This is a genomic window from Leucobacter sp. NPDC015123, assembly GCF_043080205.1.
GTDB lineage: Bacteria > Actinomycetota > Actinomycetes > Actinomycetales > Microbacteriaceae > Leucobacter > Leucobacter aridicollis_A.
Genome location: NZ_JBIBVH010000003.1, coordinates 47892 through 62373, shown reverse-complemented (window position 1 = coordinate 62373; position 14482 = coordinate 47892). Strand labels below are relative to the sequence as shown.

The 14482-nt window shown below is 63.2% G+C and carries 14 protein-coding genes; 11 read left to right on the top strand and 3 right to left on the bottom strand.

Annotated features, from left to right (window positions below):
- Nucleotides 1-31 precede the first annotated feature (31 nt).
- On the top strand, nucleotides 32-280 hold the full coding sequence (locus ACF07D_RS06960) for a type B 50S ribosomal protein L31 (protein ID WP_121071938.1): 249 nt from the start codon (nucleotides 32-34) through the stop codon (nucleotides 278-280).
- 100 nt (nucleotides 281-380) lie between these two features.
- Here the strand turns inward: ACF07D_RS06960 and ACF07D_RS06955 are convergent, their stop codons facing one another.
- Complete coding sequence (locus ACF07D_RS06955; protein WP_391504401.1) at nucleotides 381-1079, bottom strand: exonuclease domain-containing protein; 699 nt, start codon at nucleotides 1077-1079, stop codon at nucleotides 381-383.
- Between the two features lie 148 nt (nucleotides 1080-1227).
- On the opposite strand from ACF07D_RS06955, the gene ACF07D_RS06950 reads away from it, so the two are divergent.
- Genes ACF07D_RS06950 through ACF07D_RS06935 form a run of 4 tightly spaced genes read left to right on the top strand, consistent with a single transcriptional unit; the run spans nucleotide 1228 to nucleotide 4363 of the window.
- The gene (locus ACF07D_RS06950) at nucleotides 1228-2115 is read left to right on the top strand and encodes an alpha/beta fold hydrolase (protein WP_391504400.1); all 888 of its coding nucleotides are present in this window, start codon (nucleotides 1228-1230) and stop codon (nucleotides 2113-2115) included.
- Nucleotides 2112-2996 (top strand): TrmH family RNA methyltransferase, encoded by an 885-nt coding sequence (locus ACF07D_RS06945; protein ID WP_391504399.1) that lies wholly within the window; start codon nucleotides 2112-2114, stop codon nucleotides 2994-2996. Before ACF07D_RS06950 ends, ACF07D_RS06945 begins: the two co-directional genes overlap by 4 nt.
- Entirely contained in the window at nucleotides 2993-3811 is an 819-nt protein-coding gene (locus ACF07D_RS06940; RefSeq protein WP_391504398.1) for a phosphatase PAP2 family protein, read from the top strand. Before ACF07D_RS06945 ends, ACF07D_RS06940 begins: the two co-directional genes overlap by 4 nt.
- Nucleotides 3812-3829: 18 nt before the next feature.
- A complete protein-coding gene (locus ACF07D_RS06935; RefSeq protein ID WP_391504397.1) occupies nucleotides 3830-4363 on the top strand; it encodes a GNAT family N-acetyltransferase in 534 nt (177 codons plus the stop codon).
- Between the two features lie 330 nt (nucleotides 4364-4693).
- Here ACF07D_RS06935 and chrA read toward each other — a convergent pair whose 3' ends face one another.
- Nucleotides 4694-6004, bottom strand: coding sequence for a chromate efflux transporter (gene chrA / locus ACF07D_RS06930; protein WP_391504396.1), 1311 nt, complete (start codon nucleotides 6002-6004; stop codon nucleotides 4694-4696).
- Between the two features lie 282 nt (nucleotides 6005-6286).
- Here chrA and ACF07D_RS06925 point away from each other — a divergent pair, with 282 nt between their 5' ends.
- Together ACF07D_RS06925 and ACF07D_RS06920 are read left to right on the top strand one after the other, a co-directional pair.
- A complete protein-coding gene (locus ACF07D_RS06925; RefSeq protein WP_391504395.1) occupies nucleotides 6287-8251 on the top strand; it encodes a BCCT family transporter in 1965 nt (654 codons plus the stop codon).
- Nucleotides 8252-8346: 95 nt separating this feature from the next.
- On the top strand, nucleotides 8347-8958 hold the full coding sequence (locus ACF07D_RS06920; RefSeq protein ID WP_391504394.1) for a phosphoribosylanthranilate isomerase: 612 nt from the start codon (nucleotides 8347-8349) through the stop codon (nucleotides 8956-8958).
- Nucleotides 8959-8985: 27 nt separating this feature from the next.
- On the opposite strand, the gene trpD is transcribed toward ACF07D_RS06920, so the two are convergent.
- Nucleotides 8986-10053: an anthranilate phosphoribosyltransferase gene (gene trpD / locus ACF07D_RS06915; RefSeq protein ID WP_255809662.1), complete on the bottom strand. Its 1068-nt coding sequence runs from the start codon at nucleotides 10051-10053 to the stop codon at nucleotides 8986-8988.
- A gap of 167 nt (nucleotides 10054-10220) precedes the next feature.
- Here trpD and ACF07D_RS06910 point away from each other — a divergent pair, with 167 nt between their 5' ends.
- The 4 genes from ACF07D_RS06910 to ACF07D_RS06895 are packed head-to-tail and all read left to right on the top strand — an operon-like array spanning nucleotide 10221 to nucleotide 14403.
- On the top strand, nucleotides 10221-10835 hold the full coding sequence (locus ACF07D_RS06910) for a heme-copper oxidase subunit III (RefSeq protein WP_119279585.1): 615 nt from the start codon (nucleotides 10221-10223) through the stop codon (nucleotides 10833-10835).
- Between the two features lie 20 nt (nucleotides 10836-10855).
- Complete coding sequence (locus ACF07D_RS06905; protein ID WP_119279583.1) at nucleotides 10856-11659, top strand: c-type cytochrome; 804 nt, start codon at nucleotides 10856-10858, stop codon at nucleotides 11657-11659.
- A gap of 45 nt (nucleotides 11660-11704) precedes the next feature.
- Nucleotides 11705-12793, top strand: coding sequence for a ubiquinol-cytochrome c reductase iron-sulfur subunit (locus tag ACF07D_RS06900; RefSeq protein WP_119279581.1), 1089 nt, complete (start codon nucleotides 11705-11707; stop codon nucleotides 12791-12793).
- Complete coding sequence (locus tag ACF07D_RS06895) at nucleotides 12790-14403, top strand: ubiquinol-cytochrome c reductase cytochrome b subunit (protein WP_119279578.1); 1614 nt, start codon at nucleotides 12790-12792, stop codon at nucleotides 14401-14403. The genes ACF07D_RS06900 and ACF07D_RS06895 overlap by 4 nt, the downstream gene beginning before the upstream one ends.
- The last annotated feature ends 79 nt before the right edge of the window (nucleotides 14404-14482 follow it).

Genomic DNA, 14482 nt, shown 5'->3' with positions numbered 1-14482 from the left:
CAGCGAGACGCAACATTATCGAAGGACAGTCATGAAGACCGAGATTCACCCCGAGTACAACGCCATCGTGTTCCGCGACCTTGCGTCGGGGGAGACCTTCCTCACGCGTTCGACCCTCACGAGCGACAAGACCATCGAGCTCGACGGCGCTACCTACCCGGTGCTCGACGTTGAAATCTCGAGCGCCTCGCACCCGTTCTACACGGGCAAGCAGCGCATCATGGACTCGGCCGGCCGTGTCGAGAAGTTCAACCAGCGCTTCAAGGCGTTCGGCGCGTAAGCAGCCAGAATCCGCGAAAGGGCGGGCGATCCTCTTATGGATCGCCCGCCCTTTCGCTATGCGTGAGGAGGCGTTGACACTGTCAGCGCCGCCTCAGCGGCTACCCCCGAACCGGCCACGCCCCGTCGGCAACGAAGTTCGGATCGCGAACGCGGCGCATGTACTCCTGAAAGTTCTCAGCCTGCGCCCGTGCCCAGGCTGCCTGGGCGGCATGGAGCGCCTCGAGGTCATCAGGAAGCGTCGTCGCGTACTTGCGAGCGAGCTGCTGCATGACTTTCCCCGACGCGATCGCGTCTTCGCCAGCGTCGTGGGCGTTACCGAGCTCGACGCCGTAGTGCTCAGCCACGGCAACGAGCGTGCGCTTACCCTTACGAAAGCGGTCGAGCTGCTTATCAATGATGAGTGGATCGAGCACGGGTGAAACCACTGCTCCAGGCACGCCGTAGCGCCGCTGCTCGGCAGCGAGCAACGACAGGTCGTATGGCGCGTTGTAGACGACGAGAGGGAGGCCGCGCTCGATGAACTGCGCGATGCGCTCAGTGATCTGGGCGATCCCAACACCTGCATCGATTCCACTCGATCGCGCAACGTCGGTGGTGATGCCGTGCACGCGCACCGCGGAGTCCGGAATCTCGACGCCCGGGTTCAAAAGCCAGTCATAGCGCTCCGAAATCTCGCCGTTCTCGCCGAGGATCGCGAGCGTCGCGCTGACGATACGTGAAGTGTCGGTCTCGACACCCGTCGTCTCGGTATCGAAGACCGCAAGCTGCGCCGCCCAGAGGGGGAGTGAGTCGTTCACTGTGATCCTTTCGCCTGTGTACCGATAGTAGCGAGGCTTGCCCCGTGCGCGACAGCCGCACGCGCCCCCGGGAGAGGCGGGTGACACTGCGCGCGATCATTCGGCGTGTGCAGAAGAGTGCCAGCCGGCGCCCGGTAGCATCGACTCTGTGCCAGAACACCCGCCCCATCTCATACCTACTCTCGGCGTCGATACCCGAGACTGGATATTTGGCGACCCCGCAGGACAACCAGTCATCCTCGTACATGGGTTTCGCGGTGACCACCACGGCCTCCAAGGCATCGCTGAGGGACTTGCCGCCTTGGCTCCGCAGTTCGCCTTCCATGTTCCAGACCTGCCCGGCTTCGGCGAGACACCGGCGCTCCCGGGTCGCACACACGACCTGGCCACGTTTGGCGATTGGCTCGTCGCGTTCAGTCAAGAAGTCGCACCGGCAGGCGCGATCATTCTCGGACACTCTTTCGGTTCGCTCGTGGTGAGTTCAGCGCTCGCTCGGGGCGCTGACTCAGCCCGCACGATCCTGATCAATCCGATCTCATCACCGGCGCTTGAGGGGCCTCAGGCCGCCCTGACCCAGCTCGCGATCGCGTATTACCGCGCCGCTAGCGCGCTGCCCGAGCGCGCGGCGAAGAGTCTGCTCGGCAACAAACTGATCGTTCGCGGGATGAGCGAGGTCATGGCGAAGACTCGCGACCGTGAGCTACGCGCCTGGATTCACAACCAGCATGACATGTACTTCTCGTCGTTCTCAGACTCGCGCACGCTTCTCGAGGCGTTCCGCGCCTCCGTCTCGCACACGGTGTCTGAACACGCCGAAGCGTACGCGATGCCGACACTCATCATTGCAGGGGAGAAGGACGACATCACCCCACTTTCAAAACAGCTCGACCTCCAGAGGATGATTCCTGGCGCCGAGCTCCTCATCTTGCCGGGCACTGGCCATCTCGTGCACTACGAGGCAGTCGCCGACACAGTCGCGCGAATCGCACAGTTCCTGCAGGCCGCCCCTGCTACAGCCCCGGAGACTACCGCGTGAGAATCGTTCATATCGACGACATTGCTGCCCCCGAGCTCGCCGATTTCACTCAGCTCACTGACGTCGCGCTCCGGCGCGTCCGCGAACCTGCTGAGGGCCTCTACCTTGCCGAGTCGCCGAAAGTAATCGAGCGAGCGTTGCGGGTCGGGCATCGACCCCGCGCGCTTCTCATGGTCGCCGAGTGGCTCGAGCGGGTTGGACCGCTGCTCGAGGCCTACCCTGACGTGCCCGTCTACGTCGGCAAACCCGAACAGCTCGAACAGCTCACAGGCTTCAATATGCACCGTGGGGCAATTGCATCAATGCATCGCCCAGCGCCGCTCGACCCGGCCGAGCTACTGCGCGCTTCGTCCCGGGTCGTCGTGCTCGAAGACCTCGCCGATCACACGAACGTTGGTGCTGTCTTCAGGTCGGCAGCTGCACTCGGCGCAGATGCGGTCTTGCTCACGCCCGGATGTGCCGACCCGCTCTACAGGCGCGCCGTTCGCGTGAGCATGGGGGCCGTGCTGCAGGTTCCGTGGGCGCGTCTCCCAGACTGGCGCGAGGCGGGCCCACTGTTTCGCGAGCTCGGCTACGACCTGACTGCATTCGCCCTGCGGGACGACGCCGAGGATCTCGCTGAGTTCGTTGAGGATCTCCCTGACCGCCTCGCAATCATGTTCGGCACCGAGGGCCCAGGGCTTTCACGACGTGCGCTCGCGTCGTCCGCACGAACTGTTCTCATTCCCATGGAACACGGAGTCGATTCGCTGAACGTCGCGACCGCCGCTGCGCTAGCTATGTGGGCGGTACGCACGGGGGACCAGCGTGCCCGACGCAGGCCGGCCGCAGGGGCCGAGGTCGCCACTCCTGCGAGGCTCCATCACGGAGCCACCGCGTGAGCATCCCGATTGCGTCGAACGCCCATAGGCGGCTCCGGGTCGTGTGGGTCCTGCTGTTCTGGCTCACCGTCGGAGCCGCTGCCTACATCTTCGGCGTGCTGAGTTCGACGGGTCAAGCGGTCGAGGATCACGTGCTCGCCGGTTCTGAGTTCAACACCCATCCGCCGGCACCCCTGAGCCTCGTGTCACCGTTCTCGATCGGCGTCGCGCTCGTGGCCCTTGGGCTTGTCGCGCTGTGGGTCCATGGCATCGCGCGTGCCCTCACGGTCACACTGGTGCCGGCAGTCGCGATCGTTGCCTCGCAGCTCCTGAAATCAGAGGTACTCGGCAGGCCCGACTTCCTCACGCTGGCAGCTGAAAACACATTCCCAAGTGGGCACATGACAGTGTTTGCAACGGTAGTTGGGGCGGCGGTCTTCGCACTGCCTCGGCGTATCCAGGCGATTGCAGCCGTCGGGGGAGCGGTGCTACTCAGCGTTGTGAGCTGGCAGCTGCTTGCATTCGGCTGGCACCGCCCAAGCGACGTGCTCGGTGCACTCGCCCTTGCCGGGGCAGGCTTCGCAGCTGTCACCTTGCTCACTCCGCTGCAACGCCCACCGGGGGTGTGGCTGCTTCGCACCGCGTCTGTTGGGCTCGCCCTCGCCGGCTGGCTTGCCGCGGGTGTCGCCATTGTGCTCACGCTGCTCGCCTGGCAGTCTGGCAGTACAGACATGATGCTCAACGCCGGCCAGTCCGGGTGCATTGGCCTGTCGCTGCTTGCCGCTCACTCGCTGCTGCGGCTCGCGGTGCTCGCACACTCACCGAAAGGGGGATAGCCACCCGTGGAGCCTTTCGTGTTGCAGGGGAGTGGACTCACCCTGAACGAGCTGAGACCAGCCGATGCGCCTGACGTCGCGCGGTACTGCGCAGATCCCATCTTTGAAGAGTTCATGGCCACACCGTGGCCGTACACGCTCGCCGATGCCGAGTCGTTCATCACCGAGTACGCGCCAGCGGCCTGGGAGAGCAATTCGGAATGGACGTGGGCGATTCGCACGACGCCTGAGGGCCAGGTTTTGGGCGTCATAGGGATCCGACTGCCAAGTGGCATGCTTGGCTACTGGCTGGGGGAACCACACCGCGGGCGCGGGATTATGTCAGCTTGTGTGGATCTCGTCGTAGCCGCCACCTTTGCGAGAACCGACGTGGAAGCGGTGCTGTGGGAGGCGAGGGTCGGAAACTTTGGCTCGCTTCGCACAATAGAGCGGAGCGGCTTCACGCTGACGGGCGAGGCGATCGGCGCGATTCCTGGCCGGGCCGGTGAACCCGTAGCTTCGTGGACCGCGCGGCTGGACAGGCATGCAGAGCAGGCTCAAGATCCTGCATGAGGTGTGCGCACAGCGCTCATGGGTGAGCTCGAACGCACACCCGCGCAAGCCAGGGCACAGTGAACGCGCGAGACTCCGTGTACGCGGACTGAGTGCAGCGAGGATCCGAAACTACGAGCCCACGCCCTGAGATCTGCAATATCAATCACTGGAGGACGCAGATCCGGCATTCACAACGTGGTTCTTCAGGCGCTGCGCCTGCGCCACTCTACACGTTCCGCGATAATCTATATTATGTCAGTTCACTCATTCGAGGGGTGCCCTCTCCTTCGATCTCCACGCTCCAACGTGCCAGTGGGCGAACGCCCGCGCATTCACAACTGACGCCCGTCACGCCAAGCTGCCAAGCGCAGTCGCAAGCCCCACCGCAGCTCCAAGCAGCACGACGCTCCATGGCGGAGCCTTGGCACACAGCATCACAAATGCCAACACCGCCAGGAGAACTGTCCAGGTATTCGTGAGCCCTCCCGTCGCGACTGGATGTACGAGTGCCGCCGCAAGGATCCCGACCACAGCGACACTCGCGCCCCGCACCGCGGCGCTGAAGTGCTGGCGGCGCTGAAGCGCTTCCCAGAACGGCAGTACGCCAACAAGCAGCAGGAAGCCTGGCGTGAAAATTGCAAGAATGGCAATGACTCCGCCGGCCACTCCCCCCGGCCCAGCCTCCGCGAGTACCCCCAGGTACGCTGCAACGCTAAACATCGGCCCGGGAACCGCTTGCGCCAAGCTGTAGCCTGCGAGGAAATCCTCGGGCGAGAGCCAGCCCGACTGGACGGTCCCCGCCTCGAGGAGCGGAAGTACGGCGTGTCCACCACCGAAGACGAACGCGCCCGCGCGCGAGAACGTGTCGACGAGGGCCGCCGCCCCGCTCCCCTGGGTTCCATGGAGTGCCGGCGCCGCGAGGAGCAACACCAGCAGCAGCATGAGCGTGGTAATCCCCGCCCCCACTGAAACCACACCGCGAATAGGCCGACGCCTCGAACCCAGTCTTTGACGCGTCGACACATACTCGTCGGGCCCTGCTGCGGCAGCAGACACAGTGATTTCCCGCCCCGTAACCTCTCGAAAGAGCAACGTCCCGGCGATCGCGCCTAGGGCAATGAGGGCAGGCTGAATCAGCGCACCGCCTTCGCTGAGCAGGCCGCCACACAGAAGCGCGACGAGCGCGACCACACTGGCGAGTCCCGCGGCCGACCACCCAACGATCAAACTCCGCCCCATACCCATAACTGCATGTGCAACGACGGCGACGGAAACAGCCATGAGCCCAGAGACGACGCCGCGTGAGATCGTCCCTTGCAGAACTTGCACACCATACGCGAAGACAATCATCACCGCAGCCGAGGGCAGCGTGAATCCCGCGAACGCGGCCAACGCACCCACACCGCCAGCTCTGCGAAGTCCGATCGCGAAGCCGAGCTGACTCGAGGCCGGGCCAGGCAGCGCTTGACACAACGCGACGAGCTCGCCAAACGCGTGAGCTGAGAGCCACCTTCTCCGCTCGACGAACTCCGCGTGAAAGTAGCCGATGTGTGCGGTGGGGCCACCAAACGAGACGAGGCCGAGCCGAAGGAATACCGCGAATACCTCTGCCGACGGCAGAAGGCGTCCGCCGATAACCGCTCGGCTCGCTTTAGCCATGGCTCAGCCCCCATCCGTTTTCTACCCGGGAACACGCGAAGCGCCTGTACAGGCCTCCAGGCCATTGCACCCAACGTGCACACAGTTTCGCATGGGCGCCGCGGCGCACTGGCCCCGACGCGCACGAGCCATCTGCTGTTCACATTCACCCCTGCCCTGCAGCACATGTGACCCAGGTAGCGATCCACTGATTGCCCCTATCCAACGAGGCCGGTGAACAGTAGCTTTAGGGATGTAACCCCACGGCCGCCACATCGGCGGAGCAAAGGAGACACTCAGAGCATGCCAGACTCGCAACACCCAGGCTCCCGCTCGCGCAAGATTGTGGAACCCACGCCACCACCACTTCCCCACCCAGGCCTGCTCCCAGGCATCGGCGTCGAACAGACTGGCCTTGGGTTCCCGACGAACAAAGTTGTCCTCGGCACGACATTCACACTCACGGTCGCGGTGATCGCCTGGGCGTTCGTAGCCCCGGAGACCCTCGCTGATGTTGGGGCTGCATCACTCGCGTGGGTCACCGAACATTTCAGCTGGATGTTTGGGGCTCTCGCCGTCGCCGTCGCACTCTTCATGCTCGTCGTTGGCTACGGGCGCACCGGCGGGATTCGGCTCGGTGCAGACGATGAAGAGCCGGAGTTCTCCACGGCATCTTGGGTGTCGATGCTGTTCGCAGCTGGTCTGGGAATCGGCCTGCTCTTCTACGGTCCCCTCGAGCCACTCACCTATTTTCTCACGCCCGCGCCGGGCATCGACGCGCCCCCAGGTTCGGCCGACGCGGCGCTTCCCGCACTAGCCCAGACCGTGCTTCACTGGGGACCGATTGCTTGGGCGTTCTATGCACTGGTCGGCGGCGCTATTGCCTACTCGGCGTATCGCCGCGGACGCGCGCCACTCATCTCAGCCCTCTTCGAGCCCGTGTTTCCGGGGAGCAGCCACCGGGCGCTGGGCCGCGTGATCGACGTGTTCGCGATCATTGTGACCTTATTTGGAACTGCTGTCTCGCTCGGTATCGGCGCGCTGCAAATTGAGAGCGGTTTCCGTATGGTCACTGGGCTCGGCCCGATGGGGAACGCTTTCCTCGTCGGCGCTATCGCGATCCTCACCTCACTCTTCATCGCGTCGGCGGTGTCGGGCGTGAAGAAGGGCATTCGGCGACTCTCGAACCTCAACATGATCCTCACCGGCACGCTCGGGCTGTTCGTGCTCGTCGCCGGCCCGACAATCTTCATCCTGAATTTTCTTCCCGCCTCGCTCGTCGAGTTCCTCGGCCAACTTCCCACGATGCTCTCACGCAACCCGAACCAGGGCCCGGAGACAGCAGAGTTTCTCGCGAGCTGGACCACCTACTATTGGGCATGGTGGGTCTCGTGGACTCCGTTCGTTGGGATGTTCATCGCGAAGATTTCGCGCGGTCGCACGCTCAGGGAGTTTGTGACGACGGTGGTGCTCGTGCCTTCAGCGATCGTCGTCGCCTGGTTCGTCGTTTACGGCGGCACTGCAATCTCAATGACGCTCGCTGGCGAGGATTTGCAGACCGGCGGCTCAGGCGAGGAGGTGTTGTTCAGGGTGCTCGAACGGCTCCCCTTCGCCATGGTCACCTCCGTGATCGCCATGGTCGCGGTTGTCGTGTTCTTTGTCACGGCGGCAGACTCGGCATCAATCGTCATGGCGTCAATGTCGCAAGGAGGGCGGCCGGAGCCGTCCAAGTGGGTGACGATCCTGTGGGGCCTGCTGCTCAGCCTGATCGCTATCTCGCTGCTCTTGGCGGGCGGCCGCAACGCGCTCTCCGGGCTGCAATCGCTCATGGTGGTGTCGGCGCTCCCATTCGCTTTCATCGTGATGGGGATCATGGTCGCCTGGGCACGCGACCTCAAGACGGATCCGTACATCATTCGCCGCAAGTACGCTCGGGCAGCGATCGCTCAGGGCGTGCGCCGCGGGATCGACGAATATGGAGACGATTTCGTGTTCGGCACGAGCGAGGTTCCCGCCGATGAGGGCGCCGGAGCCGGCTTCGATAGTAGTGACCCAGCACTCACCGACTGGTATGTCGATGCGACCACAGGTCCGATTGAACGCGTGACTCCTGAGGACGTGCAGCGCACCCTCGAGCCGGGCCGCATTCAGGCGAAAGGTCCCGAGAGGCCAGCACACACTGCTTCGGGCGATGCATCCCTTGTTGTTGGCGAGAAGCAGCCGGAACCGCCTGAGCCTGACGAGCCACACCCTCGAGATGCAGACTAGGGGCGCACACAAGTTCGCGCGAGCGAGCGGGGTTCCCCTCGGGGTGCCCTGCGACCCGCCCGCACACGCGCACGGCCAGCAGCTAGAATTGCCGAATGTACGTGAAGATCTGCGGCCTGCGCTCCCCCGAGCATGCGATGCTCGCCGCCTCACACGGCGCCGACGCTATCGGCGTTGTCATGAGCGAACCCAGCCCACGGCACGCGACCCCCGAGGAAGCGTCGGCGGTCATCGCTGCCGCCCGGACCGAGAACCCGGCCATCGACACGGTACTCGTGGTCCGCGAAATGGCCGCCGTAGACGCAGCCGCGATGGCGAACAACCTCGGGTTTGATGTGTTGCAGCTCCATGGCGGCTATTCTGCCGCCGAGTTCGCGAAGGCCAGAGCGCTCCACCCACGTATTTGGCGTGCGGCAAGCCTCGCGACGACCCCGGGGCTTCGCGCAGGCACCTACGGCGAGGAGCGACTGCTCGTAGACAGCGCAGTCGCTGGCTCGGGCGAAAGCTGGGACCTGAATCTCATCAATGGGGCTGAGCTCGGCCTGTCGTGGCTCCTCGCCGGGGGCCTCAATCCCGACAACGTGGCCGACGCGATCCGCTCAGCTCGGCCGGGCGGGGTCGATGTGTCAAGCGGGATAGAGATTGCTCCGGGCGAGAAGAGCCCAGAGCTGATCGAACGTTTCATCGCCGCCGCGCGGTCTGTATAGGCACGGCGACGGCGATCCAACAGGTGGCTACGCTGTTGCGGCAGCCTTCTGGGTCGCAGTGACCCAAGCACCAAGTTTTGCCTCGGCCGCTCCTGAATCGATGACAGATTCCGCGAGCTCGAACTTTTCGCGAAGCCGCTTCAGCAGCGGAACTTCAATCGACTCGGGCTGAGAAGCAATGTCGAACGCAACGAGCCCTGCAGCGGCGTTGAGCAGCACAATATCGCGCACTGGTCCCTTCTCTCCCCCAAGGACACGGCGAACCACATCCGCATTTTCTTCGGGAGTGCCGCCGATGAGCGAAGAAATCTCGGCACGCGGGATTCCAAGATCGCGCGGTTCGAGATCGTGCTCAGTCAGACCACCGCGGCTGACTTCCCAGATGCGTGAATGCCCTGTCGTCGTGAGCTCATCGAGTCCATCATCGCCGCGGAATACAAGCGCCGAAGCCCCGCGAAGACGGAACACACCGACAAACGTCGGCACGCGATCAAGGTCGGCGACGCCAAGCGCTGAGGCCTCGGGGCGCACAGGGTTGCACAGCGGCCCCAGGAAATTAAACACCGTGGGGATGCCGAGCTCGGCTCGAGGCGCTGCGACGTGCTTAAACCCCTGCAGAAAACGAGCCGCGTGCACAAAGGCAATGCCTGAATCATTGAACGCACGAGTGAGCTGGTCGGGGTCGAGCTGTAGGTTGACCCCGAGCGAAGTGAAAACATCGGACGAGCCCGACAGGCTGCTCGAGGCCTTGTTGCCGTGCTTCACGACTGGGGTGCCGGCGGCAGCCGCGACGATCGAAGCCATTGAAGAAATATTGACCGTGCCGAAGCGGTCTCCCCCGGTTCCCACAATGTCAAGGGACATAATGGGCAGATTTATCGGGAGCGCTTCATCGAGAATCGCGTCTCGGAATCCGATGACCTCCTCGACGGTGGCACCCTTTGACTGCAGTGCGACAAGGAAACCGCCGACCTGCGCATCGGTCGCTTCTCCCCGCATGAACCGGGCCATCGCCCACTCCGCTTGAGAGACGCTGAGGTCTTCTCCAGCGAGAAGGGTCGACAGGATTGCAGGCCAGGTCCGATCATCAGTCATGAGACAATCCTAGTGACGACACGCCGCACCTCGGGCGAAGTGGTCCATCAACGTGAGCAAGCGGGGTAGGCTGTAACGGTATTTGCCACAGATTATTCGGCGCGCCGAGGATCAGTGAAAATCCACACCAAACTTTCAGCCATAATGGAAGGGTGACAACGACCACTATGAATACCAAGTCAGCCGTGCCCGCGGTGAAGCGACCGAACGGCGTCGCCGTAGGCACGATCGTGTGGCTCGGCAGCGAGGTCATGTTCTTCGCTGGCCTGTTCGCGATTTACTTCACACTCCGGGCAATGAACCCCGAGTTGTGGGCGGAACAGACCTCGAAGCACAACTTCACCTTTGCGCTTATCAACACGTCCATCCTGGTGCTCTCGTCCTTCACCGCTCAGGCAGGCGTGTTCGCCGCTGAGCGGATGCAGCCGCGACGCACGGGTTGGAGCCCGGCCAAGTGGGGAACCGTTGAGTGGTTCTACCTCACGTTCTTCATGGGCGCCACCTTCGTCGCCGGACAGTCGTACGAGTACGCAGTCTTCGTTTCCGAGGGCGTGACGCTCGCGAGCGATCCCTACGGCTCGGCGTTCTACCTGGCAACGGGCTTCCACGGCATCCACGTTGCCCTGGGTCTCTTCGCCTTCCTCCTCGTGATCGGCCGCATCTACGCAGTCAAGAACTTCACGCACAAGGAGGAGACGACGGCCGTCGTCGTGTCGTACTACTGGCACTTCGTCGACATCGTCTGGATCATCCTCTTCTACATCATCTACGTCATCAAGTAGAGTCAGGAGCAATTGACATCATGGCTCGCGCCAAGAAGAACCCAGCAAAGTCGGGTCGTCGTCACCCACTCGCGACCGCCGCACTGCTCGCAGTCGGCCTGGTTGTCACAGGTGCTGCATACGCTGGCATCAGCACCACGTCTGCTACTGCTGAGGTAGATCTTTCATCGCCCGCCGTCATCAAGGAGGGTGAGAAGCTCTTCGCAGCGAACTGTGCAACCTGCCACGGCATGGGCGCACAGGGCTCAGGCGAAGATGGCCCCTCGCTCATCGGCGTGGGTGCGGCTTCAGTTCACTTCCAGGTTGGCACCGGCCGCATGCCGCTCGCTTTCCAGGGCCCGCAGGGCATGGTGAAGCCCAAGCAGTTCACCGAGGAGCAGACGCTCCAGATGGCTGCCTACGTCGCTTCGCTGGCTCCGGGACCCGAGCTTCCCGATGCGAAGTTCCTCACTGCCGACAGCGACGCAGCACGCGGCGGAGAGCTGTTCCGCATCAACTGCGCGATGTGCCACAACGTGGCCGGCGCGGGTGGAGCACTCACCCAGGGCAAGTGGGCTCCCCCGCTCACCGGTGTCGAGCCGACTCACATCTACAACGCGATGGTGACTGGCCCGCAGAACATGCCCGTCTTCAGTGACGCGAATATTACGCCTGAGCAGAAGGCCGACATCATCACCTACCTCAAGTACATTGAGGACAAGCCTTCGATCGGCGGTTTCTCGCTCGGTTCGATCGGCCCGGTTGCTGAGGGTCTGTTCATCTGGATTATCGGACTCGGTTCGATCGTCGCCCTCACCGTTTGGGTCACCGCGAAGTCGAACTAGTCGGCATCGCACAGCATCTCAATTTTTCAGGAATCAAGGAGCATAATGGCAGAGGAAGCGAAGAGCAGCGGCGGCGATAACGCCGTTGTTGCCGCCCAGAGCCTCGGCGCGGATTTGTCTTCGGCTGGTGCCGCGGTCATTTCGACTGACGCCGTGCAGAACCCGGGCCTTCCCCCGCACCGCAAGCGTGTGACGGAGCTGGATCCTAAGAAGGAGAAGAGCGCAGAACGCGCCGTCTACTCCCTCTTCTATCTCTCAATCGTTGGCAGCCTCGGTTCGGTGCTCGCCTACATGTTCTTCCCGATCGAGACTGGTGACCCGGCGGCTATCCGCCTGCACACGATCTTCGTCGGCTCGGGCATGGCCCTGGCGCTCCTCGCGCTCGGAATCGGCGCCGTCCACTGGGGCAAGTCGCTCATGTCGGACGTTGAGGGCATCGACCACCGCCACCCTGCGCCGAGCGATGAAGAGACCCGCGAAGCCGCAGCTGAAATCTTCGCTGTCGCTGACGAAGAGTCTGGCTTCTCACGCCGCACCCTCGTGCGCAACAGCCTCCTCGGCGCGCTCATCGCGTTCCCGCTTCCGGGTATCACGCTCCTGCGCAGCCTGGCTCCGCAGGACATCGACCCCGTTGAGGTGCTCAAGCACACGATGTGGGACAAGGGAATTCGCCTTGCCCGCGACAACGGCGGCCACAAGGTTGGCGAGGCAATTCGCGCAGCAGACGTCACTGTCGGTTCAGTGTTCCACGTCGTGCCCGAGAACCTCGGCACTGCGAAGGACGTGCTCAACGAGAAGGCCAAGGCAATTGTCCTGCTCATCCGTCTCGACGAGAAGGACCTCAAGGAGCGTCCAGAGCGCAAGGATTGGTCGTACAACGGCATCGTCGCGTACTCGAAGGTCTGCACCCACGTCGGTTGCCCTGTTGCTCTGAACGAGCAGCACACGCACCACCTACTGTGCCCCTGCCACCAGTCGCAGTTCGACGTCGCTGATGAGGCCAAGGTCATCTTCGGCCCAGCAAAGCGCCCGCTTCCCCAGCTGCCCATCACTGTCGACGCTGATGGCTACCTCATCGCGCGCAGCGACTTCACTGAACCTGTTGGTCCGAGCTACTGGGAGCGCCTCAAGTGAGCACCGTAACTGAAAAGCCGACGCAGCAGAGCGGCTCAAGCACCTTCACCGCTAAGGCGGCGAACTACATTGACGAGCGCACCAAGGTTGGCGTCGCGGTCAAGGAATTCGGCCGAAAGATCTTCCCAGATCACTGGTCATTCCTCCTTGGCGAGGTCGCACTGTACAGCTTCGTTGTGATTCTGCTCTCGGGCACGTTCCTGACGCTGTTCTTCCAGGCCACTATGGCTGAGGTTGTGTACGACGGGCCTTTCGTCCCGATGAAGGGTCTCGAGATGTCGGCCGCAATGGCGTCGACTGTCGACCTGTCGTTCTCGGTTCGCGGCGGCCTCCTGATGCGTCAGGTGCACCACTGGGCAGCACTGCTGTTCGTCGCCTCGATCGGCCTGCACATGCTTCGCATCTTCTTCACGGGCGCATTCCGCAAGCCGCGCGAGCTCAACTGGGTTATCGGCTTCGTTCTCTTCATCCTCGCGATGGCTGAGGGCTTCACCGGTTACTCGCTCCCCGACGATGTTCTCTCGGGCAACGGCCTCCGCATCATCGACGGCCTCCTGAAGTCCTTCCCCGTCGTGGGCACGTGGCTCTCGTTCCTGTTCTTCGGTGGCGAGTTCCCTGGTGTCGACATTGTTGGCCGCCTGTACATGCTCCACATCATGGTGCTCCCGGCATTGGTCATCCTCTTCGTCGCGCTGCACCTCATGTTCGTGGTCATCCACAAGCACACGCAGTACCCCGGCCCGGGCAAGACCCAGGGCAACGTCGTCGGATACCCGGTCCTCCCCGCATACGCGGCGAAGGCAGGCGGCTTCTTCTTCATCGTGTTCGGTGTCATCGTTCTCATTGCCACCTTCTTCAGCATCAATGCCGTGTGGATGTATGGCCCCTACGACCCCTCCCCTGTCTCGGCGGGCACCCAGCCTGACTGGTACATCGGCTTCGCTGACGGCATGCTCCGACTGATCCCACCGGGGCTCGAGACCGAGTGGTTCGGCTACACCTGGTCGTGGAACATGCTCATCCCTGTGATCATCATGGGCGGCTTCATCGTTGTCGTTGCGATCTACCCCTTCGTTGAGGCGTGGGTCACCGGCGACAAGCGTGAGCACCACATCCTTGACCGTCCGCGCAACGCACCTACCCGTACCGCAATCGGTGCAGCAGGTGTCACGTTCTACGCGGTCATGTGGGCGGCTGCAAGCTCCGACCTCATGGCGACGCACTTCCAGCTCTCCATCGAGGGTGTCATCCACGCGCTGCAGGCTCTGCTCATCCTCGGCCCGATCGTCGCCTACATCGTGACGAAGCGCATCTGCCTCGCACTGCAGAAGAAGGACCGCTCGATCGCCCTTCACGGGTACGAGTCGGGTCGCATCGTGCGCCTCCCCGGCGGCGAGTTCGTCGAGGTTCACAAGCCCGTCAGCGACTACGAGCGCTGGGAGCTTGTCAGCTACCACGATTACGCGCCGGTCATGCTCCGTCCGAACGACGACGGACGCATCCCCTTCGGTAAGCGCCTCCGCGCAGGCTTCACTCGCTGGTTCTTCGAGGACCGGATCGTGCCGCCGACGCAGGGCGAGATCGAGTCCAGCAAGGACCACGGCCACTAGGGCTGATCTCACCAGAACTGAGCCCCTTCGAGCTTTTGCTCGGAGGGGCTCAGTTCTTTTCGGTCACCCATGTTGTTGT